Source organism: Candidatus Persebacteraceae bacterium Df01, from assembly GCA_030386295.1.
Classification (GTDB): Bacteria; Pseudomonadota; Gammaproteobacteria; order Tethybacterales; family Persebacteraceae; genus Doriopsillibacter; species Doriopsillibacter californiensis.
Genome location: JANQAO010000003.1, coordinates 387,868 through 410,360, shown reverse-complemented (window position 1 = coordinate 410,360; position 22,493 = coordinate 387,868). Strand labels below are relative to the sequence as shown.

Genomic DNA, 22,493 nt, shown 5'->3' with positions numbered 1-22,493 from the left:
CAAATTACTCGGCATTCAGTTCGTTGTTCAGCGATGATTGAATTTTCTCATTAATTTCCGCCTCCGCTTTTTGCATGGCATTATTCATAGCGGCGGCTATAAGGTCTTGTAGCATATCGCCGTCAGTGAGTAGGGTGGAGTCAATGTGCACTTTGCGTACTAGCCGCTCGCCGTTGACAACGATACGTACCATGCCACCGCCGGACTCGCCAGTGATTTGCAAGGCACCTATTTCGCTTTGTGTTTTTTCTAGATTTTCTTGGACTCGCCGCGCGTTTTTTAGTAGCGAACCGAGTTTTTTTACGTTAAAAGTATCATCTATCATGAGTGGCCTCTTGCTGTTCAAATAAGCGAATGCTGTCGGGAATTAGTTGAGCAGAAGGAACGGTGGCTAACACGTTGCTCACAAAAGTTTTTTCTTTTGCTGCTGTCGTCCGCCGTTCATGCAATGCGGTGGTTGCAGTATTATCGGTGCCATCCGCAAGGGTTACAGTAAAGCGATCGTGGAATATATCGCGCAATTGTGTTTCTAACTCAGGTAAAAATCGCCGAATGTTGCTTTGTGAGATATCCAGACTTAATTTGACGCCATTAGCGGTTAAAGTTTGCATGGTGCAGACTTCGGCCAATGTCAGCGCTGGGATATGTAATTGTTGAAGTGTTTCTTCCCAATTCTTGGGAGTTTTCTTACTGGCTGTAGGTGGTTTTGTCAGCGCAGTTTTATTTGGTGATGAGGCACTGTAACGACTGTTGGAGGCGGCTGGTGTGACTGCCTCGTGAGTAGTAGGTAATGCTGTAGGGATGGTAGCAGCAGAAGCTGCAGAATTCTGTGCTGGCGAAAACAGCATCATTCGCAATAATGTCATTTCAAAGCCCGTCTGTTCATCCGGCGCTAGCGGCAATTGTCGCCGTCCGCGCACGGCGATTTCATACAATGTTTGCAGCAATTCGTCATCAAAACGTTTTGCAATTTCTTTAATGAGTGTGGTTTCCTCGTCATCATCGCCGACAGCGTTTGGTGCTACGCGGGAAAGTGCTGTTTGGTAAATGAGAGCAGCCAGCCGGGTGAGAGTTGCATCAAAACTGGCACCATTCATTGCCAATGCTTTACCAATATTGGCAATGCTACTAGCGTCGACCGTTGCCACAGCACGTAAAATATCACCTAATATGCCGATATCGGGCTGCCCGCTAATACGGCGCACTTCGGCGGCTTCTAGTTTGCCATCGCTATGGACGATAGCTTGTTCTAACAAGCTCAATGCATCTCGCATACTGCCACACGCCAACCGGGCAATTTCCATCAAAGCGTCATCGTTGTATTGTTGTTTTTCTGCTTTCATAATTACCGCCAAGTGTGCGGCAATTTGTTCTTTGCTTAATGGTCGTAAGCTAAAGCGCAGGCAACGCGACAAAATAGTGGCAGGTAGTTTTTGGGGGTCGGTAGTGGCGAGAATAAATTTTACGTAGGAAGGCGGCTCTTCTAGTGTTTTGAGCATAGCAGCAAAAGCTGATTTACTGAGCATATGTACTTCGTCAATAATAAAGACTTTGCAGCGTCCCTGTGACGGTGGGTATGAAGCACCTTCCAGTAATTCGCGAATCTTGTCTACTTGGGTATGAGAGGCTGCGTCTAATTCAATAACGTCTAGTAGCCGACCACCAGCGATTTGTTTACAGACGTCGCATTGTAGGCAAGGTTCGCTGTCGGCGCTATTGTCACAATTAACCATCATGGCAACAATGCGAGCTAGTGTGGTTTTGCCGACACCACGCGTACCAGTAAATAAAAAAGCGTGATGCAGGCGATTTTGGCGCATTGCGTTTTGCAAAACGCGTACAGTATGTTCATGTCCAACCAAGTCGGAAAAACGCTGTGGCCGCCATTTGCGCGCCAGTGAAAGAAATGGTTGAGACATATGTTGAAAACTAAGCGGCGAGTCATTTCCCCGGCACTGGCAGAGGATAATTAGGGCTGCTTTCTTCCGAATCTGACCCGGTTTTCATCGTGCCATGCGGGGAGACCCGCCACCTTTAATTATACGCTTTTGCTTGCGCTCAACATATAGGGTTATGATCAATCATAACCTGATTCAAATAGAATTCAATAAGTTATATTTTTATTTTGGACAAGAAATCTGTCGTTATACTTTGCCGTAGGCTTTTTTGAGAGCTACTAACGGATGACGTTCTGACATTTGAAACTTTACGAGCAATTCGCGTGCGATCATGTCGCGCTCTTGCTGGTTGTCGGGCAAGTCCATACCTTCAGGGACTGTCACCCAGCCATTGATATTACGATCAAATACCGCAGGGCGCCCTTCTTCATAACCCATATGCACGTCCTCCAGCCAATTCAGATCTTTCCAGTTCATGATTTTTAAATATTCCTTTAAAAAAGGGGTGAGCATATCCATGTCAGGCAATAGGTTAACATCGTAGCGGTAACCAACAATAGGCTCTTTTCCAGAATTTGCATTTGTCATTGTTAATCTCTCTTTGAATAATTTTTAATAGCGATTCATATCTGGGCGACCTACCGTGTGTTGTGTTCCTGCTAGTGGAACCATTGCCATCGCTGACGCCTCCATTGTTAATGCTGCTAAATCTTCTGGCTCCAAGCTGTGTACATTAGTTTTTCCACAGGCACGTGCCATCATTTGGCATTCAATCGCTAATGTGTGTAAAAAGTTGTACACGCGTATTGCTGCTTCATCTGGATCTAGGCGTTTGCGTAATTCTGGGTCTTGTGTGGCTATGCCGACAGGGCAACGACCAGTGTGGCAGTGATAACAATTACCAGCTTTTACGCCGATTTCCGATTCATAATCCGATTCTGCGGTGTTTTTGTTGCAGTTGAGCGCAATGAGTGCGGCATGACCGATAGCGACAGCGTCTGCTCCCAGCGCCAATGCTTTGGCTATGTCGCCACCGTTGCGAATGCCACCAGCATATACTAAACTGATTTCACCCGTTTTTCCGACGTCATCCAGCGCTTTTCTTGCTTGGCGAATGGCCGCGATACCCGGTACCCCAGTTTCTTCTGTAGCTAGATGTGGTCCAGCACCTGTGCCACCTTCCATTCCGTCTATATAAATCATATCCGGACCGGTTTTTGCCGCCATGCGGACATCGTCGTACACCCGAGCTGATCCGAGTTTTAGCTGAATGGGAATTTCCCAATCCGTTGCCTCACGAACTTCATTAATCTTGAGTGCTAAATCGTCAGGTCCCAGCCAATCCGGATGTCGTGCTGGTGAGCGTTGATCAATCCCTGCTGGCAGTGAACGCATTTCTGCCACTTGGTCAGTGACTTTTTGTCCCATCAAGTGCCCGCCCAATCCTACTTTGCAACCCTGTCCGATAAAAAATTCACAAGCGTCAGCCATTTGTAAATGATGAGGGTTGAAGCCGTAACGTGATTGAATACATTGATAAAACCACTTGGTGGAATAACGACGTTCATCGGGAATCATCCCACCTTCACCTGAGCAAGTGGCGCTTCCGGCCATTGTTGCACCACGCGCTAGAGCAATTTTTGCTTCATACGATAGAGCACCAAAGCTCATGCCGGTGATATAGACAGGAATATCCAGTTCTAATGGGCGTTTAGCTTTAGGACCAAGGATAGTGCGGGTCAGACATTTCTCGCGATAACCTTCAATCACAAAGCGCGTTAAAGTACCAGGTAAAAAAGTCAAATCATCCCAGTTAGGAATTTGCTTAAACATAGAGAAACCGCGCATCCGATAGCGCCCCAGCTCGGCCTTGACGTGAATGTCGTTAATAACATCCGGTGTAAAGACCGCGCTTTTCCCTAAAATATGCGTCGCGCTTTCGGCCGGCGCGGCAGGATTTTTGTTTTTTGTCATGGTTCTCTCTTTTCTTACCTTTTTAAAGCACGATTTTCTTTTCTGTCGGCTCTAGATTGTCATAATTCCACAACTGTTTGCCGGAAACGATTTTAGTCATGTTTTCAATACCGTTGGGTGCGTCCATGCCATACAGTGATAGTTTACGGCGCAGCCATGCACAGTCGGCATCAGTCATTTCGCCCTCTACGGCATCTACTCCAAGGTTGTCTATCTTTCCTCCAACGTAAATGATACCGTCATACATGGTATCGCCTAGATTTCCACCGGCATCGCCTAAAACAATCATACGACCTCGTTGCATCATAAAACCAGAAAATGCGCCGGTACGACCGCCAACAATAATTGTGCCGCCTTTCATGCAGATACCGGTACGACCGCCAACATCGCCGTGGCACACTAAATCTCCGCCACGCAATGCTGCACCAAATGTGGAACCTGCATTTTTAGCAATTTCTACGACGCCTGACATCATATTTTCGGCGCATGACCAACCTACGCGTCCTGATATGCGTACGGTAGGACCGTCATTGAGACCGCATCCAAAGTATCCCAAACTACCATCAATTTCCAGCTGCAAGCGATTCAAAATCCCCACCGCCAGTGAGTGTTTAGCACCCGGGTTTTTAATCGTGATATGCCCATGACCATCACTTATTAATGCCCGTAATTTTTTATTGATTTTCGTGGTATCCATATCAGAAGCGTCAAAAGCTGCCTTATTGGAAAAATCCACTTCCGCCGAGTCGGGATATACAAAACGATTATCACCGGCTTCAGCATTGAAAAAGATTTGTTGGTTGCGCCCGATAAGAGCGCCGCCGGTTAATTCCTCTGCCATATCTTTACTTCTCCTTCGTAGGGGTCATAAGAATTTATTTCGTGTGGAAAAATGGAGCGAATTGCTACCTCTTCCGACGCCAAAGCGATAAAAGTATCGCTTTCATACAATACCATCGGCTTAGCTGCCATGACATCTTTGGCCATACCGAGAGCGTTAGATGTCGCGACTATGTAAGTGAATACGCCGTCTAATTCTTCTACTGAACGCTGTAGGGCGGATTCCAAATCGTCTCCGGCATCTGTGCGATTAGCGATATATACTGCTAACAGTTCGCTGTCGCAGTTAGACATAAAGCGATGCCCACACCGTTCCAGTGCCCGTCGCATTGTCCAGTAATTTGTTAATTGACCATTGTGAACGACGGAAATATCAGCATAAGGATAAGCCCAATACGGATGAGCAGAGCGAATGTCCACATCGGACTCCGTTGCCATACGGGTGTGACCGATAGCATGGGTGCCACGGAATTTGCGCAATCCGTACTGCTTGCTCACATCATCTGCATCGCCCAAATCTTTAATTAATTCCAAGCAGTGTCCTAGCGATAAAATTTCTACGCCATCTATGTCTTCCAGATAATTGGCTAGATGTCGTGTGTCGCCGTTAGTTTTGAAATGCACCCGCATCGCATATTCGGTGGCGTCTTCGTTTTGTACGATTTCAACCTCGCGCTCCTGCAAGCGGTTTATTACTTCCTCGCGGCGGACACGAATACGCTCGTGAATGCCAAAACCGCTCTGTAAGTCGGCTTGTTCAGCTAGTTTAACTCGCATCACATAATCGTCGTCAGTGCCGTCGCCATAAAGGGCATAACCGGTAGAGTCCGGTCCGCGATGCTTGAGTGCTAGCAACATCCGGGTCATTTCGTCGCCTATATCGGCACTTTCCCCGCGATGGATTAATCCTGCAATTCCGCACATAATATATTTCCTTATTTAGTTTAGTGTTGTAGATTAGGGCAAACAATCCCAGTAGGTTTCCAAATCCCAATGGGTAACTGTCGCCAAAAATGTTTCCCACTCGTTGCGCTTGTAATGCATGAACACGCGATACATCTCTTCCGGTAATGCGTTGTCTTTAATCACGTCATCCTCGGATAAGCGATCCAAAGCTTCACCAAGAGTAAGAGGTAATTTTTTAACTTTTTTACCTTGTTCTATAGCTTCATAAATGTTACGCGATTCTGGCTCACCTGGGTCCATGTTATTTTTGATACCGTCGCTAAAAGAAGCCAGCACCGCCGAGGACATCAAATATGGATTTACTGCCGAATCTACTGCACGATACTCAAATCGTCCTGGCGCCGAAACGCGCAAACCGCAGGTACGATTTTGATAACCCCAATCCGAATACACAGGTGCCCAAAAACCTGTATCCCACAAGCGACGATAGGAATTTACCGTTGAGCAACCAATTGCTGTTAATGCGGGTAAATGCTCCACCACACCACCGATACATTGCAACCCTACCGGCCCCGGTTTTTTTGCATCTACGGCAGGGTCGGGCATAAACAGATTTTCGCCGCCCTTGCGATGCGCGTAGGCACCTTCCATGCCCGGCAAGGTCTTATGCCCTAATATGTTAATTTCATCTTTACCACCGCGCCACAGTGATAAATTTTGGTGGCAGCCGGAAGCTGAGACTCCCATAAAAGGTTTCGGCATGAAACAGGCGATGATGTCATTTTCACGTGCTACTTGAGCGCAAATTTGTCGATAAGTAGTCAATCGGTCACAGGTGCGTAAGGCATCATCGAACTCAAAATTAAGTTCTAACTGTCCTGGCGCATCTTCGTGATCGCCTTGCACCATGTCTAGTCCCATTGCGCGAGCATATTCTATTACCCGCAGAAATATCGGCCGCAACGCTTCAAATTGGTCAATGTGATAGCAATTGGGCTTGGTGTAGCCCCCGTCGGGCAGACCATTTTCACCGCGCTTGAGCCACATCATTTCGGGTTCCATGCCGGAGCGCAAATGCATGCCGTGCTCCTGCTCAAAATCCTGATGCATACGGCGAAAATTGCCGCGACAATCCGATGCCAGCAAACCGCCTGGGTCTTCACTTTCTTCTCGATTGCGAAAGCAGGTGCAAAATACTCGAGCCACGCGCTTATCCCACGGCAATTGTACAAAAGTTTCTGGGTCAGGAATGCCGACCAGTTCCGATGATTCTGCGCCATAGCCGATGTAGTTATTGTGGCGGTCAGTGTACAAATTAGCCGTTGCTCCATACACCAACTGAAAGCCATTTCGCGCCGTACGCTCCCAGTGGTCAGAGGGGATACCTTTGCCCACAATTCTGCCAGTCACCGAGATAAATTGATAATAAACGTAATCAATGCCAAGGGCATCAATTTTTTCACGTACCTGCTTAACTAAATCATTTCGCCCAGGCTGCGAAATATGCTCGTCTAATGCCGTCATTGCATTTCCCTCTCTCTCTTTTAGAAAATAACGTAATGGAATGTTTCGGCGAAATATACCTCACATTTGCCTTTAGTGCAAGTTAAGAATATAAGTGATTTTGATTGGCGTGACAATTCAACTTTAATCCGATGAGGGAGAAAAGCACTATAAAATATTTTATGAAACTTGACTACAGTGACTGAGAAAACGTTTGCTGAGTAAGAAATGTCTATTGTCTTATCGCAAGGTTACTGTTAATTTTGCCAAGCGATTTTTAGTTGAGTATGGTTCGGCAATGGTAATACTGCGGAATTTTTTATTTTTTTAGCGATGTCACCGGTGTTATTTTTAGTTGCGAAGAGAGGGATGACACCGAACGAACGTTTTTTTTATAATTGATGATTTCAGTAGACAAAAAAGTGTTTGGCATGTTGTGATGAGTGGATTCTTTTGTGCTACTAATTGCAAATAAACATAGTCAATTTTTTTATAATTCAAAGTGGCACAATCTTCTTTCTGATATATTACGTTACGGATGGTAGTATGCAGTTTTGTAAGAGGCTTTGAAATATCCTACAATACGGCTTCCGTTCGGGGATATAGCTCAGCTGGTAGAGCGCTTGCATGGCATGCAAGAGGTCAGCGGTTCGAACCCGCTTATCTCCACAAAAGTATGATGTCCCTATCGTCTAGAGGCCTAGGACACCGCCCTTTCACGGCGGCAACAGGGGTTCAAATCCCCTTGGGGATGCCTTTTTTAGGCATCAGTTAGCGTGATTTTTTGGTGAGAATTGTCATTCTAAAAATATAAAAAAGGATGTTTCGCCAAAATTGAAAATTCACAATGCTTGCAATTGTCCGATTGCAAGGCGTGAAGTGCAAGCTAAAAACCAGTGGCGCCCCAGAGACGACTCGAACGTCCAACCTTGCCCTTAGGAGGGGCCTGCTCTATCCTTTTGAGCTACCGGGGCGCGAAACTCTAAATTATGCTCGCCGTTTTCTGTATAGGCAACTTGAAGCCGCGCAAAAAATCTGCCGCCGTAATAAACCGCTTGCCAGCCCGCTGAACTTCTAATAGTGCTAGCGCATTATTTGCGCAGGCAATTACAATACCGTCGGAACTGATTGACAAAATTTCTCCTGGTGTACCTTGAACATTGCGCACAGTGGCGGTGCGCACTTTGATGTGTTTGTCGGCTAGCACTGTATAAGCGCACGGTTGCGGCGCAAAGGCGCGGACTTGTCGCCAAGCTGCTATGGCGGGTTGATTAAAATTTAACTGGCGATCAACATTAGTAATTTTTTTTGCATAAGTTGCTTGTGAGTCGTCTTGCGCTACTGCGGTTGGATTTTCGCTCAATACCTGAATAATTAGTTGCGCGCCTATCATTGCTAGCGTGTCATGTAATTCGCTGCCAGTTGTGGTTGGCATGATGGGCGTTTTTTGCTGCAGTAATATTTTACCGCTATCCAAACCGGCATCCATTTGCATGATGGTTACGCCGGTTTCGTTATCGCCGGCGAGTAGCGCCCGCAGGATGGGAGCTGCGCCGCGCCACCGTGGCAGTAATGATGAATGAATGTTGAGTGCGCCGCGTGGTGTCAGAGTTAGCATGTCCGTTGGCAACAGATGACCGTAGTCACAGACGACGAGCGCGTCGGCTTGTTGCTGACGAATATCACTACGGATAGTAGCCACCTCCGTATTTTCTATAAGGGGTAATGCCAGTGTTTGTGCCACTTGTGCGAGTGGGCAAGATTTTTGTTGCATGTTTCTACCGACAGGTTTGGGTGGTGGGCAAATAACAAGACAGATGTCGTGTATGTTCACGAGCGCTTGCAAAGCAGGGATAGCAAAGCTACCGGCGCCAAAAAAAATCAGCTTCATTGGGTAGGCAGTGTGCCGTTATTTTTTAAGTTTGTTTCTTGCAGTTTGTGGTATTTCCCCAACAATCGTTCGCGCTTAAAACGACTTAAATGATCTACAAACAGCACGCCATTTAAATGGTCTATTTCATGTTGCAGGCAGACAGCGAGTAAGCCTTCGGCTTTTATCTCATGGATTTCACCTTGGCTGTTGAGACCACTTGCGCATACGGAAGCAGTGCGTTTGATAGTGGCGCTGACGCCGGGAATAGAAAGGCAACCTTCTTCTCCTTCACCTGTGCCTTCTTGGGTGGTGATACGCGGATTAAAAAGCGTGATGCGTTGGTTGCGTTCTTTGCTCACATCAACGACAATTAATCGCAGGCTGCGTCCGATTTGCGGTGCGGCGAGACCAATGCCGCGTACTGCCAGCATGGTGGCGTACATCTCATCGGCCAACGTCCGTAACTCATCACTAATGGTGCTAATTTCTTGTGCCGGAGTGCGCAAAATGGGATGTGGATATTTGACAATGGGAAGCATAAGGATAATAGATGATAATGAGCGGAGTAAAATGTGTATTTTAACGCCATGCCTGATGATTTTGCATTGAAAGATTGGTTAGCGCTGTCTATGACTGACGGGGTCGGACCGACCACTATGCGCAAATTATTACGCGTTTTTGGCAGTCCCGGTCAGACACGGCGTGCCGGTATTGCCGAGTTGAGTGCTTGCGTACCAGCAAGAGTGGCACGAAACATCAAAAACGATAATAACGAAAAAGACGTAAAGGCAGCTTGTCGTTGGGCAGAACGGGAGAATTGCCGAATTTTAACGTTGGCGGATAAGGATTATCCTCCGTTGCTTTTGGAGATTACTGATGCACCGCCACTGCTGTATGCGATGGGTGACAGTCACGTGCTGACAAACCGACCGTTGGTAGCGGTAGTGGGCAGTCGCAGTGCGTCGTCGGCCGGAGTAAAAAACACCGAAATTTTTGCCCGAGCCTTGTCGGAAGCCGGCGTGGGTGTGGTCAGTGGTATGGCGCAAGGTGTGGATAGCGCCGCCCACCGTGGCGCACTGCAAGGTCCGGCGGGTACGGTGGCGGTGCTTGGTACGGGTATAGATATTATTTATCCTAAGCAAAACCGCACAATCGCTATGAAAATCGTGCAAGAGGGTGGCTTGATGGTGAGTGATTTTCCTTTAGGCACGCCGCCGATGGCGGGCAATTTTCCGCGCCGCAACCGTATTATCAGCGGGTTAGCGCGTGCCTGTTTGGTAGTAGAAGCAACGGTAAAAAGTGGCTCACTTATCACCGCTGAATTGGCTGCGGAGCAGGGACGTGAGGTTTTCGCCGTACCCGGTTCTATCAATTCGCCGCTGCATCGCGGTTGTCATCGGTTGATTAAACAGGGAGCTAAATTAGCCGAAAATGTTAGCGATGTGCTGGAAGAATTAAAATTGCGCGCGCCGAAAACGCCGTTGCCACCGCCACCAAAACCGGGTGAACTGCTTTCTTTTATTGATTTTGAGCCAACGTCGGTGGATGATATTGCCGAACGTAGCGGTATGGTAGCGCAGGTATTGTTGCCCGAGCTGTTGATATTGGAAATGGAAGGTAAAATTCTTCCCGCCGCGGGCGGTACTTACCAGCGAGTTTGAAGGTACATCTGTCATAATTCCGCTGTAATGACTCCTTCCGAAAACGCCAGTAAAGTTCACGTTATCGCCGAGGCACTACCTTACATTCGTCGTTATCACGGCAAAACTATCGTTATTAAATACGGTGGTAACGCCATGATTGATGAGGATTTGCAAAAGGCTTTTGCTGCTGATGTGACACTATTAAAATTGGTTGGTATTAATCCAGTGGTGGTACATGGCGGTGGGCCGCAAATCAACCGTACATTGGAGCGAGTGGGGCTTAAGAGCCGCTTTGTGGAGGGTATGCGTTATACCGATAGTGATACTATGGATATCGTTGAAATGGTGTTAGGCGGACTGGTCAATCAACAAATTGTACAGTTAATAAATTCTCACGGAGCGCGAGCAGTGGGCATGACCGGTAAAGACGGTGGTCTCATTCGCGCTCGCCAAATGAAAGCTGGTGCTGCCGGTGAAGTGGATATTGGGTTGGTTGGCAAAGTCGAATCTGTTGATGCTGATTTGCTGGTGACATTGGACGGTGCGGATTTTATTCCCGTCATTGCGCCTATTGGCGCCGATGACAAGGGCAGAACACTTAATATTAATGCGGATTTGGTTGCCTCGCGCATTGCTGTTGCGCTGGCGGCTGATTCGCTGTTTTTATTAACAAATACGGCGGGTGTGTTGGATAAAAAAAACAAATTAGTCACTGAACTCAACGCGGCGGCGGCACGCAAGATGTTACGCGATGGCGTGATTGCCGGCGGCATGAAGCCCAAGGTGGATTGCGCGCTAGAAGCGGTTAAGGGAGGGGTGCGTTCATGCCGTATTATCAACGGAACGGCGCGGCATTCGCTACTGTTGGAATGCTTTACCGATGTCGGTGCGGGGACCAGAATTTTGCCGTGAGTGTTATTTGATTTGCAGATAAAGGCGGACTCGTAAAGGTTATTTTTATTTTTGAGCGAATAAAAATAATTGTAAAGAAAAAAACAATAATAAAAACGAATGTCCTATAAAATTAAATTAATTGATATGGACGCAGAATATGACAAATTCTAATAATTGGCGCGAAACATTAGTGGTCTATCGCGATGCACGCATGGCAAAAATTTTATTGTTGGGATTTATCAGCGGTTTTCCGTGGCTGCTCATTAGCTCTATGGTGGTGCTGTGGCTCAAAGAAGAAGGTATTTCGCGTTCTGGCATTGGGTTATTTGGTTTGGTGTTTTCGGTGTACGCTTTTAACGTTTTGTGGGCGCCGGTAGTGGACAGTGTTCGCATTCCATTTCTTTCCCAGATGCTTGGACGGAGGCGGGCGTGGATTGTGCTAATGCAGAGCGTTATTGCCATCGCTATGTTGGGCATTGCGTTTTATGTGGACGCCGCTGAGGAAGGTGGGTTGTGGTTGCTGTCCTTGCTTATTTTTATTATCGCGTTGGCCAGTGCCACACAGGATGTGGCGATTGACGCCTTGCGCATTGAACAGGTTCGTCATGAGGAACCTCAAAAATTGGGCGCCGGTGCGGCGATGACGACATCGGGGTGGTGGTTGGGTTTTGGTGGCGGTAAAGTGTTGGCGCTGCCTTTTGTGCAATGGTTACAAGAATCGGGCATCGTGAATGCATGGCAAGCCGGTTACGCTGGGTTGATTGTGGTTGTTGTGCTGAGTATGTTGTTGTTGGTGTGGTTTGTGCGCGAGGCGCCAATATCTGCAGCTCCCACGTTCAACTGGGAAGGTATGCCCACATTGGCGGTAAACGCTTATGTACAACCGATAAAGAGTTTTGTGGTGAAATATTCACTTCAACTGGGTTTGCTTTTGCTTACATTTATTTTCTTTTTCAAAATTGGCGAAGCTTTTTTGGGACGCATGTCATTACTTTTTTACAAAGAAATCGGCTTTACTAAATCTGAAATTGGACTTGTTTCTGGAGGGTTGGGAGCGATAACAGTGAGTGCTTTTTCCATATTAGGTGGTTTTATTAACGCCCGCTACGGTCTGTTTCGTGGCATTTTGCTTGGTGGCATCGCGATGGCATCAACCAACTTACTGTTTGCGGTACTGGCGTTTTTTCCCGAACGCTGGCTGTTTATCACGGCAGTGGTGACCGACCAATTTACTACGGCGATTTCCACGGTGGCTTTTGTTGCTTTTTTGTCTCAGTTGTGCGATCGAGCCCACACCGCCACACATTACGCGGCGCTGGCGTCGTTAGGAAATTTATCGCGTACCACCATGGCGGCAGCAAGCGGTTTTTTGGTCGACGGGTTGGGCGGCAACTGGACGTTGTTTTTTATCATCACCATGTTGATGGTGCTGCCAAGTTTGTTTATTTTAGTTTCGCAACGACGCATACTGCAACCGCTAATGCAGGGAGCTACAACAAAATTGCTGTAGTAGTTAAATATAATTAAATCATATACATATATAAATTACATATAAAAGCTTGACGTATTTTTGCCGATGTTGATGCTCGCTCTTTAAAGTGGCTCGCGTATTTAAAATAGATGAGAAAAAAGACGTTATGCACTTTGACTTGTACAGTAATCTGAATTGTAGTAGTGAAAGATGTTAGAATAATTCACTATGCATCAATTTATCACTCTTATTTTTTCTTTTTTCGTTGCCGCTGGCGCTATCGCTAATGACTTAGTTAGCGCCGATACAGCGGCAGGTCAAACGCTGTACCAAAGCAAATGTTTAGCCTGTCACGGGGTAGCGGGTGTTAGTATCATTCCAGCCAATCCCATTTTAGCTGGGCAGCATGGCGAGTATCTTTACAAACAAGTGCAATACTTTCGTGATGGCATGAGCAAAAATGCAATCATGTCCGCAATGGCACAAGGACTTAGTGATGCTGAAATTGCTAACGTTGCTGCTTATTTGAGCGAGCAGCAACCTGTTATTGCTGGTGCGGCAGATATGGAACTAGCCCAAAGTGCTGAAAAATTGTATCGTGGTGGTGTTATTGCTGACGGTATCCCCTCTTGCGCTTCTTGTCACGGCCCTGCTGGTGAAGGTATTGAGCCGGTGTATCCGCGACTATCAGGGCAGCATGCCGAATATACCGCGTCGTCGTTGCGTGCTTACGCTTCAGGTGAGCGTGAAAACAGCATTATGCAGGCGATTGCCACTAAACTTAGTGATGAGCAAATTACCTCGTTGGCCGCTTACATTTCAGGGTTAGCACCTTAAGTCTGATAATCAGTTATTAGTCGACAGGCGGATATTTATCCTAAGTTAATAAACGTGTTTGCCAATAAATTAGGCAAGCTTTAATACGTCGTTTCTCGACCACTTTCCCGCACAAGAGCGGGGAATATGGAATTGTCTCCAATTTTTTGTTTTCCAAGCCTTTAAGTTAACTGGCGCGTTATGCCAGTTACTAAAGGTTAAGTTACTTTATTGACTAACTTGGAGACTTTTCCGGATTGATTTTTAAGCGCCGTTAAATATTTAGGATATCTTTCGCCGCGGTGTATTTTATTTTGAGCGACGCTGCGGAGTGTGGGCAGGTTAGAGCGCCCTGCACTACACTGAGGCCATTTTGTAAGTGCAAATTTTCCTGTGTTGCACGCTTCCATCCCTTGTCAGCAATTTCCAACGCCAATGGCACAGTCACATTGTTTAGCGCGTAAGTGGAAGTGTGCGGTACTGCACCTGGCATGTTGGTTACGCAATAGTGTATTACGCCGTGTTTTTTGTATACCGGATTATCGTGTGTGGTTGGCTTAGCGGTGGCAATACAGCCGCCTTGGTCAATGGCCACGTCGACGATGACGCTACCGGCGCGCATGGATTTCACCATCTTGTCGCTGATAATTTTAGGAGCTGCTGCGCCTGCCACTAAGATACCACCAATGACGACATCTGCTTGCGCTACGGCAGCAGCAAGCGCTGCTGGGGTAGAGTGTAAAGTTGTTACTGCGCCGTTAAACTCGCGCGTAATGTCATCCATCACATCAGCGCTTTTGTCTACGATAGTTACCATTGCACCCATGCCTAAGGCAATACGTGCGGCATTACGTCCGACCATGCCACCTCCTAATACCAGTACGCTAGCCGGCAATACGCCGGGAACACCACCAATGAGTTTGCCCATGCCGCCAGCAAAACGTTGTAGATAGTGTGCTGCCGCTTGCGTTGCTAATCGTCCAGCAACTTTGGACATTGGTGCCAGAAGTGGCAATCGTCCTGCGGCGTCGGTAACGGTTTCGTAAGCAATGCACACAGCACTGCTTTTCATCAACTCCTGCGTTAGTGTTTTGTCGGCGGCCAAATGTAGATAAGTAAACAAGGTTTGACCTTTGCGCAACATCCGTCGCTCTTTCGCTAGTGGTTCTTTGACTTTAACAATCATGTCGGCGGCTTTAAATACCTCTTGCGCCGTTTTAACGATTTTAGCGCCGGCAGCACGATAGTCGTTGTCCGCAACACCGATACCTTCTCCAGCTAAGTGTTGCACCACCGTTTTGTGACCACGGTGTGTTGCTTGATGAATCGCTTCGGGGGTCATGCCTACACGAAATTCGCGATTTTTAATTTCTTTAGGGACGCCAATAATCATATTTTCTCCTTATTTAGATTGATTGAATTGATTAACAAAAAAAGTAACTATCCTATTATTTCATTTGCTAGCGCATCCAATGCTTGACGTGCTTTAGCAACGAGTTCGTCTATTTGTGCTGGTGAAATAATCAATGGCGGTGCCACAATCATAGTGTCGGACACGGCACGCATAATAAGTCCCGCAGCGGCACTATGTTCACGACAACGCACACCGGCGCCGGGGACAAAATTAAAGCGTTGTCCAGAAGCCTTGTCAGCAACCAATTCCAGTGCCGCTACCATTCCTATGCCGCGGGTTTCTCCCACTAGCGGGTGCGATTCTAACGTAGCCCAGCGTTTTTGAAAATACGGTGCAACCTCATCGCGCACACGAGAGATTATATTTTCTTCACGTAAGATGCGTATATTTTCCAATGCTGCTGCGGCACATGTCGGATGCCCGCTGTAGGTAAAGCCATGAGCGAATTCGCCGCTTTTAATCAATACGTCGGCAATATCGTCGTGCACCAGCACTCCACCCATGGGAAGGTAACCAGAAGTTAATCCCTTAGCAATAGGCATTATTTTGGCGTCAATATTGAGTCGCTGAGATCCAAACCACTCTCCCAGTCGACCAAAGCCGCAAATCACCTCATCGGCGACAATTGGTATGTCGTAGTGCGCACATATTTTTTGTACTTCCGGCCAGTAACTATCAGGCGGAATGATAACGCCGCCAGCACCTTGCACCGGCTCTCCGATAAATGCCGCCACACGATGGGCACCGATTTCTTCAATTTTTTCGGCAACGGCAGTTGCTGCTTGGTGACCAAAAACAGCCGGCGTCATGTCGCGTCCTTCTTCGTACCAGTACGGTTGCCGCACATGAACAATGTCGGGAATCAATGGTCCACCTTGTGCGTGCATGCCCTTCATGCCGCCGAGAGAAACGCCGGCAACGGTGCTGCCGTGATAGGCGTTGTGACGCGAGATAAAAACGGTGCGCTGTGGTTGACCGCGTAATTGCCAATAATAGCGGCACATACGTACCACCGTATCATTGGCTTCAGAGCCGGAGCCAGCAAAAAAGACGCGATTGAAGCCAGGAGGCGCTACTTCGGTTAGTGTTTGCGCTAGCTCTATTGCCGGTGGCGTGGCGCATTGAAAAAAGCTGTTGTAATATGGCAGCTTATCCATTTGTTTTGCTACTGCTTGTGTAATACTGGCGCGTCCGTAGCCGACGTTAACGCACCATAAGCCAGACATACCATCAAGTAGCTGGTTACCGTCGGTATCCCATAGATATACGCCGTCGGCGCGGCAGATAATACGTGCGTTATTTCCTAGCGCGCCGTTGTCTGTGAATGGATGCAGATAATGTGCTGCATCTGCCTGCTGATAGGCTGCGGTACTTGTTAATTTGGTGTTGTTCATGAGCTTCCATCTCGAGTGAGTAGTGCGCCGTACAAGTCAGGACGACGGTCTCTAAATATTCCCCATTGCTGCCGTTTATCAGCAATAGCTGCTAAGTCTACTTCAGCAGTGATAACCGCCTCTGTTTTACCAGCATCGGCGCAAACGGAGCCGCATTCATCGGCGATAAATGAATGTCCATAAAATGCCACTTCTACCGAGTGACCGAAAGTGTCATTTTGACGCTCGCAGCCGATGCGATTGGCCGCTGCTAACGGCATCATATTGGCGGCAGCATGACCGCACATGACAGTGCGCCAGTGTGCGGCGGAATGTAAATCCGGTAATTGCGGTTCGCTACCAATGGCGGTTGGGTACAGCAATATCTCCGCACCTTGTAACGCCATTGCCCGTGCCGCTTCGGGAAACCACTGGTCCCAACACACGCCGGCACCGACAACGCCGTGCTGGGTATGCCAGACGCGAAAGCCAGTATCACCGGGCGCAAAATAAAATTTTTCTTGATACCCCGGGCCGTCAGGAATGTGAGATTTTCGGTACACACCTAAAAGTGTACCGTCGGCGTCAATGATTGCCAAAGAATTAAATAGTGCTTGTCCAGCCTTTTCATAAAAACTGACCGGAATGACAGCGCGCAATTCGGCAGCTAATAGTTGCATCGCGGTAACGGCGCGATTTTCTGTGACGGTGGTGGCATAGTGCATTAATTCAGCGCGTTGAGTTTTGCAAAAATAAGGATATTCAATAAGTTCAGGAAGCAAAATAATGTGCGCTCCCGCTGCCTGCCGTGCTAGGCTTTCCATTCGCGCTAAATTGCCGGCGGGAGTATCACCCAGTTCCGCCTGTATTGCTGCAACGGTAATTGTCGTCATGCAGTAGTGGCACTTAAATCACGTGGCGGCGCGGAAAATATTCGCCGCACTATTTGCTCAAAAAACTCCAGCGGTTTTGATTGAAACTGCGGGTCAAAACAATTTTGGTCATATTTTTCACAAAAACGTACTGCCTCATCAAAAAATGGATGTTCTTGAAAGCGATCGCGGGCGTGACGATCACCACCCACATGGTGGGCGTAATAATACATTTGAAAAAGACCGTGATACTTAATAATCCAATGAATTTTTTCGGATACATAGGGGCGTAATATTGCTGCTGCCATTTCGCTATGTGAGTAAGGTGCCAGTTCGTCGCCGATATCGTGTAGCAATGCGGCTACGACCATTTCTTCACTTTCACCGGCGTCATAAGCGTGGGTAGCTGATTGCAGAGAGTGTTCTAAGCGTGACACACGATATCCAGATAATGTGTGTTCCAAACCACGCAACGCAGCCAGTAACCGATCGGGTAGGGTGCGTACATAGTCGCGCTCCAGAGATTCCAACAATTCATAGTCCTCTTTGGTCCCGTATTTCATCTGTGTAAAAGATGCTGTTTTTTTCATAGAAGAATCCTCTCTTAGTTGAACGGACGGGATTATACGCGTGCCTCAACACATACTGCCACAACAGTTTTTTATCTGAAAATTGACTGTAAATGCACTTTTTATCTGTGCGATAGTAGCCTACAAGGAGGCGCTAGTCAAGTTATAATGATCGCACATTCCGCATCCGTTTGTTAGGAGATTTTTATGAGCAAAAGAAGAAGTTCTATTATTACCGAGGGGCTGGCGCGTTCACCAAACCGTTCTATGTTACGTGCTGTGGGTTTTGGTGACAATGATTTTGACAAGCCGATTGTGGGCATCGCTAATGCACATTCCACTATTACACCTTGTAATGCTGGTTTAAACGTTCTTGCTGACAGCGCTGAAAATGCAGTGAAAGCTGCCGGTGGAATGCCGCAAACTTTTGGTACCATTACTATTTCGGATGGTATTTCTATGGGTACACCGGGCATGAAGTACTCTCTAATTTCGCGTGAAGTTATCGCTGATTCCATTGATACGGTAGTCAACGGTCAGCAATTAGACGGCGTTTTGGTGATTGGCGGCTGTGACAAAAATATGCCTGGCGGCATGATGGCAATTGCTCGTATCAATGTACCAGCCATATATGTATACGGTGGCACCATCAAACCCGGTAACCACAAGGGGAATGATTTGACGATTGTTAGCGTATTTGAAGCAGTTGGTCAGGTGGCGGCTGGTAAACTGGATCCGGCGGATGCGCTGGCGATTGAAAAGAAAGCCTGTCCTAGTGTCGGCTCTTGTGGCGGCATGTTCACTGCCAACACCATGTCCAGTGCTTTTGAAGCAATGGGAATGAGTTTGCCGTATTCTTCCACCATGGCGGCACCGGATGCCGAAAAAGCTGAAAGCGCTGCTGCATCGGGGCGGATGTTGGTGGACGTTATTAAACGCGGATTGTTACCGCGCGACATTATGACTAAGGAGGCCTTTGAAAATGCGATTGCCGTTATTATGGCGGTGGGAGGCTCTACTAACGCGGTGTTGCATCTAATGGCGATTGCTCGCGAGGCGGATGTGCCGTTGACTTTGGGTGATTTTGAAAAAGTGCGAGCGCGGACGCCGGTAATTTGCGATTTGAAACCGTCAGGACGGTATGTGACGGTAGATTTACATCGTGCTGGCGGCATTCCGCAAGTAATGAAGATTTTGTTAAACGGTGGTTTGTTACATGGTGATTGCATCGGCGTTACGGGCAAAACGGTTGCCGAAACGTTGATTGATATTCCAGATACACCGCTGGTGGGTGATGTGATTCGTTCATTGGATAATCCCGTTTATCAAGAAGGACACCTTGCCGTGTTGTATGGTAATTTATCTGAGGAGGGTTGTGTAGCAAAAATTTCTGGAGTTAAAAACCGCCAGCACACTGGTCCGGCGCGAGTGTTTGATTCGGAAGAAGAGGCGCTTGACGCGGTATTAAATGACAGCATTAAAGCCGGCGATGTGGTGGTAATTCGTTACGAAGGTCCCAAAGGTGGCCCAGGGATGCGCGAGATGCTGGCGCCAACATCGGCGATTATCGGTAAAGGGCTTGGCGACAGTGTGGGGTTGATTACTGACGGACGTTTTTCGGGTGGAACTTATGGGTTGGTCGTTGGTCACGTAGCGCCGGAAGCGGCCGTAGGCGGAAATATTGCGCTAGTTGAGGAAGGCGATACGATTACGATTGATGGTGACAATCGTAATCTTACTTTGCATATTGAGGACGACGAATTGACGCGGCGACGTGCCAGTTGGAGACCGCGAACAAAAACACTCAGTGGAGTTCAAAAAAAATACGCCCAGCTGGTTGGTAGTGCAAGTAACGGTGCGGTTACCTGGTAAACGAAGAGCGAAGAAAGAAAAATACAATCATCGCTGTGGTCATGCCGCAAAAAAAAACGTTGGGCATTATTTTGCTTACGCAATCTCGACAAGGGGAATGTTTGTTAGAAGCGGCGCAGCACTTTTTAGGCGAACCGTTGCAGCAAGTTATTGACATCCCTTTGCTGGGCAATGAAAATTGCGGGGAGATGACTTCCCGTTTGCGACGAACCATTACTGCGTTGCGGCAAACTGTCGATGGTGTATTAATTTTATGTGATTTGTTTGGCTCTACACACGCCAATATCGCTTGTGAAATTAGCACCGATGACAAAAAGATCGCTTGTGTGAGCGGGTTAAATTTGGCTATGCTGATGGAAGCGTACACGCGGCGTTGTCAGCCGTTAAAAAATGTTGCTACCAAAGTTGCTGAGATGGGGCGTGAATCAGTGGTGCAAAGCTCGTGATAACGGCGTGCGCCACCATAGTTAATGCGCGTGGCTTGCACGCAAGGCCGTCATCACAATTGGCTAAATTGGCATCACAGTTCAGCAGCGAAATTAAAATAAGCAAAGGCAAGCGTACGGCCAATGCTAGTAGCATTGCTTCTTTACTTATGTTGGTGGCGCCTAAAGATACCGAATTGATTATTAGCGCTCGAGGCAAAGATGAAAAAAAAGCGGTGGCGGCTATTTTGGAACTTATTGCCGCCGGTTTTCAGGACGGTGTGGATAGTCCTGCTGTAGCGAAAAATCCGTCTACTGTCGGAGCACCGGCAGTGGTGTCAGGTATGCAAAAATTTGATGGTATTGGAGTTGCTACCGGAGTGCTAATCGGTACTGCTTACGTGCGCTTGCCTGGCGAATCTGATATTCCGCGTTATACGTTGCGTGCCAATCAAGTTGCCCGCGAGCAAAAACGCTTTAACGAGGCGCTGGAAAAAGTGCGTAAAGATTTGTCTGATATGTGTGAAAAAGTGGCAAATATGCAAGGTGCTACGGAGATGTTTCCCTTTATGGACTTGTATCGCCTGCTGCTGGATGATCCTGCATTAAGTCGAGAAACGCGAAACATTATTGCGTGTGAGCGATGCAATGCGGAATGGGCAATCAAGCGTCGTACCAACGCGGTTAGCGCCCATTTTTTGACTGTTCAAGATTCGTATTTGCAGGAGCGTGGCAAAGACATTCAGCACGTTATGAATCGCTTGCTAGTAGCACTCAAACCTGGCAGGCGCAAAACCGCTGCTTCCGTTTCAGGAAATATTTTAGTTACTTCCGAATTGGATCCGGCACACGTCATTGCGATAAAGCACGAAGGGGCTGTTGGTTTTGTTTGTGAAACCGGTGGCAGCACTTCGCACACGGCTATTCTGGCGCGCAGTATGAATATGCCCGCCATTGTTGGCGCCAATGGTGTACTGGCGGCAGTGGAAAACGGTAACACGCTGGTTCTGGATATGGACAATAATGCTGTTATTGTTAATGCAGACAAAGGGGCATTGGCGCATTATCGTGCTGAAAGAAATCGCACGGCGGAGGCGGCACCGCATAAGCGCATTCACCGGCGGCGTGGTGCGGGCGTTAAAACTAAAGACGGTGACAGTATTTTGTTGCAAGCAAATATAGAATTGCCGGAAGAAACAGCTGGAGTGCTGGACGCAGTTGCCGATGGGGTCGGATTATTTCGTACCGAATTTTTATTTCTTAATCGTGATGAGCCACCAAATGAGGATGAGCAATTTGAAGTTTACCGTTATGTACTCAAACGCTTAGCACCACTGCCGGTGGTGATTCGCACCATTGACATCGGGTTGGACAAATCGACTGCCGGTGATCAAGTGGATACCAATCCTTTGGGATTACGGGCTATTCGTTATTGTTTGGCTGAGCCAAAAATATTTCTCACGCAGCTGCGAGCCTTGTTGCGTGCGGCGGTTGCCGGTAATATGAAAATTTTGCTACCAATGCTTTCGCATCCGGCGGAGTTGGAGCAAACGATGGTGCTTATCAAAAATGCCCGTGAACAGTTGCGTATGGCACGGCGTAAGCAAGCGACAGAGCTACCTATCGGTGGCATGATAGAAGTGCCGGCTTCTATTTATGTGATGCGCGCATTTGCTCGCTATTTAGACTTTTTTTCTATTGGGACTAACGACCTCACACAATATACGCTTGCCGTGGATCGTAGTGACGAACGGTTAGCACGTTATTATGAACATATGCATCCGGCGGTGATTCATTTCTTGGCGAACATTGTGGATAATGCTCGCCGCGCTCGTAAGCCTGTCACGCTGTGCGGAGAAATGGCTGGCGATCCGGCAATGACGCGCTTGTTATTGTCGCTGGGATTGACAAATTTGTCCATGAACGTGCCGCAAATGGCTGCCGTGCGAGATTTGATACCCAGGCTCAACAACAAAGAATTGACCGTTCATCGGCGCCGATTTTTGAGTGCGGCTACACCTGAAGCAGCGTGGGCACACAATAATAAAATCAACGGTGCGTCAACATGAATTTAAGGAACGATTAAAAAGTAAAAAAAACATTTAACAATTAGCCAACTTGAATTTTATATATTGCTTTCTAAAAACACA

At 47.5% G+C, this 22,493-nt stretch carries 20 protein-coding genes, 3 tRNA genes and 1 other RNA gene; 9 read left to right on the top strand and 15 right to left on the bottom strand.

Annotated elements, in window-relative coordinates; genetic code table 11:
* Nucleotides 1-4: 4 nt before the first annotated feature.
* From NQX30_06745 to NQX30_06710, 8 genes are all read right to left on the bottom strand, one after another.
* Complete coding sequence (locus NQX30_06745; protein MDM5148059.1) at nucleotides 5-325, bottom strand: YbaB/EbfC family nucleoid-associated protein; 321 nt, start codon at nucleotides 323-325, stop codon at nucleotides 5-7.
* Nucleotides 315-1,919: a DNA polymerase III subunit gamma/tau gene (gene dnaX / locus NQX30_06740; GenBank protein ID MDM5148058.1), complete on the bottom strand. Its 1,605-nt coding sequence runs from the start codon at nucleotides 1,917-1,919 to the stop codon at nucleotides 315-317. The genes NQX30_06745 and dnaX overlap by 11 nt, the downstream gene beginning before the upstream one ends.
* Nucleotides 1,920-1,932: 13 nt before the next feature.
* Nucleotides 1,933-2,030, bottom strand: an RNA gene (gene ffs / locus NQX30_06735) — signal recognition particle sRNA small type.
* Between the two features lie 114 nt (nucleotides 2,031-2,144).
* A complete protein-coding gene (locus NQX30_06730) occupies nucleotides 2,145-2,486 on the bottom strand; it encodes a hypothetical protein (protein MDM5148057.1) in 342 nt (113 codons plus the stop codon).
* Nucleotides 2,487-2,510: 24 nt separating this feature from the next.
* Nucleotides 2,511-3,872 (bottom strand): FMN-binding glutamate synthase family protein, encoded by a 1,362-nt coding sequence (locus NQX30_06725; GenBank protein MDM5148056.1) that lies wholly within the window; start codon nucleotides 3,870-3,872, stop codon nucleotides 2,511-2,513.
* A 22-nt stretch (nucleotides 3,873-3,894) separates the two neighbouring features.
* Entirely contained in the window at nucleotides 3,895-4,713 is an 819-nt protein-coding gene (locus NQX30_06720; GenBank protein MDM5148055.1) for a GXGXG motif-containing protein, read from the bottom strand.
* On the bottom strand, nucleotides 4,698-5,636 hold the full coding sequence (locus tag NQX30_06715; GenBank protein ID MDM5148054.1) for a glutamine amidotransferase: 939 nt from the start codon (nucleotides 5,634-5,636) through the stop codon (nucleotides 4,698-4,700). The genes NQX30_06720 and NQX30_06715 overlap by 16 nt, the downstream gene beginning before the upstream one ends.
* 33 nt (nucleotides 5,637-5,669) lie before the next feature.
* On the bottom strand, nucleotides 5,670-7,142 hold the full coding sequence (locus NQX30_06710; GenBank protein MDM5148053.1) for a glutamine synthetase family protein: 1,473 nt from the start codon (nucleotides 7,140-7,142) through the stop codon (nucleotides 5,670-5,672).
* A 575-nt stretch (nucleotides 7,143-7,717) separates the two neighbouring features.
* Between NQX30_06710 and NQX30_06705 the strand changes: the two genes are divergently transcribed.
* Nucleotides 7,718-7,790: transfer RNA gene (locus NQX30_06705), tRNA-Ala, on the top strand.
* Nucleotides 7,791-7,802: 12 nt separating this feature from the next.
* Nucleotides 7,803-7,875: transfer RNA gene (locus NQX30_06700), tRNA-Glu, on the top strand.
* Nucleotides 7,876-8,018: 143 nt separating this feature from the next.
* Here NQX30_06700 and NQX30_06695 read toward each other — a convergent pair.
* The 3 genes from NQX30_06695 to def all read right to left on the bottom strand — a co-directional run bounded on the left by NQX30_06695 (nucleotide 8,019) and on the right by def (nucleotide 9,533).
* Nucleotides 8,019-8,095: transfer RNA gene (locus tag NQX30_06695), tRNA-Arg, on the bottom strand.
* 8 nt (nucleotides 8,096-8,103) lie between these two features.
* A complete protein-coding gene (gene fmt, locus NQX30_06690; GenBank protein ID MDM5148052.1) occupies nucleotides 8,104-9,012 on the bottom strand; it encodes a methionyl-tRNA formyltransferase in 909 nt (302 codons plus the stop codon).
* A complete protein-coding gene (gene def, locus NQX30_06685; GenBank protein MDM5148051.1) occupies nucleotides 9,009-9,533 on the bottom strand; it encodes a peptide deformylase in 525 nt (174 codons plus the stop codon). Before def ends, fmt begins: the two co-directional genes overlap by 4 nt.
* Nucleotides 9,534-9,581: 48 nt before the next feature.
* Here def and dprA point away from each other — a divergent pair, with 48 nt between their 5' ends.
* From dprA to NQX30_06665, 4 genes are all read left to right on the top strand, one after another.
* Nucleotides 9,582-10,655: a DNA-processing protein DprA gene (dprA, locus tag NQX30_06680; protein ID MDM5148050.1), complete on the top strand. Its 1,074-nt coding sequence runs from the start codon at nucleotides 9,582-9,584 to the stop codon at nucleotides 10,653-10,655.
* Between the two features lie 27 nt (nucleotides 10,656-10,682).
* A complete protein-coding gene (argB, locus tag NQX30_06675) occupies nucleotides 10,683-11,549 on the top strand; it encodes an acetylglutamate kinase (protein MDM5148049.1) in 867 nt (288 codons plus the stop codon).
* Between the two features lie 139 nt (nucleotides 11,550-11,688).
* Nucleotides 11,689-13,041, top strand: a complete 1,353-nt coding sequence (locus NQX30_06670; protein ID MDM5148048.1) for an MFS transporter — start codon at nucleotides 11,689-11,691, stop codon at nucleotides 13,039-13,041.
* Between the two features lie 189 nt (nucleotides 13,042-13,230).
* Entirely contained in the window at nucleotides 13,231-13,839 is a 609-nt protein-coding gene (locus NQX30_06665; GenBank protein MDM5148047.1) for a cytochrome c, read from the top strand.
* A 253-nt stretch (nucleotides 13,840-14,092) separates the two neighbouring features.
* Here NQX30_06665 and ald read toward each other — a convergent pair whose 3' ends face one another.
* Genes ald through NQX30_06645 form a run of 4 tightly spaced genes read right to left on the bottom strand, consistent with a single transcriptional unit; the run spans nucleotide 14,093 to nucleotide 18,067 of the window.
* Nucleotides 14,093-15,211 (bottom strand): alanine dehydrogenase, encoded by a 1,119-nt coding sequence (gene ald, locus NQX30_06660; protein ID MDM5148046.1) that lies wholly within the window; start codon nucleotides 15,209-15,211, stop codon nucleotides 14,093-14,095.
* A 47-nt stretch (nucleotides 15,212-15,258) separates the two neighbouring features.
* Nucleotides 15,259-16,626, bottom strand: a complete 1,368-nt coding sequence (locus NQX30_06655) for an aspartate aminotransferase family protein (GenBank protein ID MDM5148045.1) — start codon at nucleotides 16,624-16,626, stop codon at nucleotides 15,259-15,261.
* Complete coding sequence (gene aguB / locus NQX30_06650; protein ID MDM5148044.1) at nucleotides 16,623-17,498, bottom strand: N-carbamoylputrescine amidase; 876 nt, start codon at nucleotides 17,496-17,498, stop codon at nucleotides 16,623-16,625. The genes NQX30_06655 and aguB overlap by 4 nt, the downstream gene beginning before the upstream one ends.
* Entirely contained in the window at nucleotides 17,495-18,067 is a 573-nt protein-coding gene (locus NQX30_06645) for an HD domain-containing protein (protein ID MDM5148043.1), read from the bottom strand. The genes aguB and NQX30_06645 overlap by 4 nt, the downstream gene beginning before the upstream one ends.
* A 186-nt stretch (nucleotides 18,068-18,253) precedes the next feature.
* On the opposite strand from NQX30_06645, the gene ilvD reads away from it, so the two are divergent.
* From ilvD to ptsP, 3 genes are read left to right on the top strand one after another with little or no spacing between them, the layout of a single operon-like run.
* On the top strand, nucleotides 18,254-19,918 hold the full coding sequence (ilvD, locus tag NQX30_06640) for a dihydroxy-acid dehydratase (GenBank protein MDM5148042.1): 1,665 nt from the start codon (nucleotides 18,254-18,256) through the stop codon (nucleotides 19,916-19,918).
* 41 nt (nucleotides 19,919-19,959) lie between these two features.
* Nucleotides 19,960-20,364, top strand: coding sequence for a hypothetical protein (locus NQX30_06635; GenBank protein ID MDM5148041.1), 405 nt, complete (start codon nucleotides 19,960-19,962; stop codon nucleotides 20,362-20,364).
* Nucleotides 20,361-22,412 (top strand): phosphoenolpyruvate--protein phosphotransferase, encoded by a 2,052-nt coding sequence (gene ptsP, locus NQX30_06630; GenBank protein ID MDM5148040.1) that lies wholly within the window; start codon nucleotides 20,361-20,363, stop codon nucleotides 22,410-22,412. The genes NQX30_06635 and ptsP overlap by 4 nt, the downstream gene beginning before the upstream one ends.
* Nucleotides 22,413-22,493: the final 81 nt, after the last annotated feature.

Bases quoted from the DNA above. Each gene is read 5' to 3' on its own strand.
- NQX30_06720 (MDM5148055.1), bottom strand. From the start codon at position 4,713: ATGGCAGAGGAATTAACCGGCGGCGCTCTTATCGGGCGCAACCAACAA.
- NQX30_06710 (MDM5148053.1), bottom strand. From the start codon at position 7,142: ATGACGGCATTAGACGAGCATATTTCGCAGCCTGGGCGAAATGATTTA.
- NQX30_06725 (MDM5148056.1), bottom strand. From the start codon at position 3,872: ATGACAAAAAACAAAAATCCTGCCGCGCCGGCCGAAAGCGCGACGCAT.
- NQX30_06645 (MDM5148043.1), bottom strand. From the start codon at position 18,067: ATGAAAAAAACAGCATCTTTTACACAGATGAAATACGGGACCAAAGAG.
- NQX30_06715 (MDM5148054.1), bottom strand. From the start codon at position 5,636: ATGTGCGGAATTGCAGGATTAATCCATCGCGGGGAAAGTGCCGATATA.
- ilvD (MDM5148042.1), top strand. From the start codon at position 18,254: ATGAGCAAAAGAAGAAGTTCTATTATTACCGAGGGGCTGGCGCGTTCA.
- NQX30_06655 (MDM5148045.1), bottom strand. From the start codon at position 16,626: ATGAACAACACCAAATTAACAAGTACCGCAGCCTATCAGCAGGCAGAT.
- def (MDM5148051.1), bottom strand. From the start codon at position 9,533: ATGCTTCCCATTGTCAAATATCCACATCCCATTTTGCGCACTCCGGCA.
- ald (MDM5148046.1), bottom strand. From the start codon at position 15,211: ATGATTATTGGCGTCCCTAAAGAAATTAAAAATCGCGAATTTCGTGTA.
- NQX30_06745 (MDM5148059.1), bottom strand. From the start codon at position 325: ATGATAGATGATACTTTTAACGTAAAAAAACTCGGTTCGCTACTAAAA.
- aguB (MDM5148044.1), bottom strand. From the start codon at position 17,498: ATGACGACAATTACCGTTGCAGCAATACAGGCGGAACTGGGTGATACT.
- NQX30_06670 (MDM5148048.1), top strand. From the start codon at position 11,689: ATGACAAATTCTAATAATTGGCGCGAAACATTAGTGGTCTATCGCGAT.
- fmt (MDM5148052.1), bottom strand. From the start codon at position 9,012: ATGAAGCTGATTTTTTTTGGCGCCGGTAGCTTTGCTATCCCTGCTTTG.
- NQX30_06730 (MDM5148057.1), bottom strand. From the start codon at position 2,486: ATGACAAATGCAAATTCTGGAAAAGAGCCTATTGTTGGTTACCGCTAC.
- NQX30_06635 (MDM5148041.1), top strand. From the start codon at position 19,960: ATGCCGCAAAAAAAAACGTTGGGCATTATTTTGCTTACGCAATCTCGA.
- argB (MDM5148049.1), top strand. From the start codon at position 10,683: ATGACTCCTTCCGAAAACGCCAGTAAAGTTCACGTTATCGCCGAGGCA.
- NQX30_06665 (MDM5148047.1), top strand. From the start codon at position 13,231: ATGCATCAATTTATCACTCTTATTTTTTCTTTTTTCGTTGCCGCTGGC.
- dnaX (MDM5148058.1), bottom strand. From the start codon at position 1,919: ATGTCTCAACCATTTCTTTCACTGGCGCGCAAATGGCGGCCACAGCGT.
- dprA (MDM5148050.1), top strand. From the start codon at position 9,582: ATGCCTGATGATTTTGCATTGAAAGATTGGTTAGCGCTGTCTATGACT.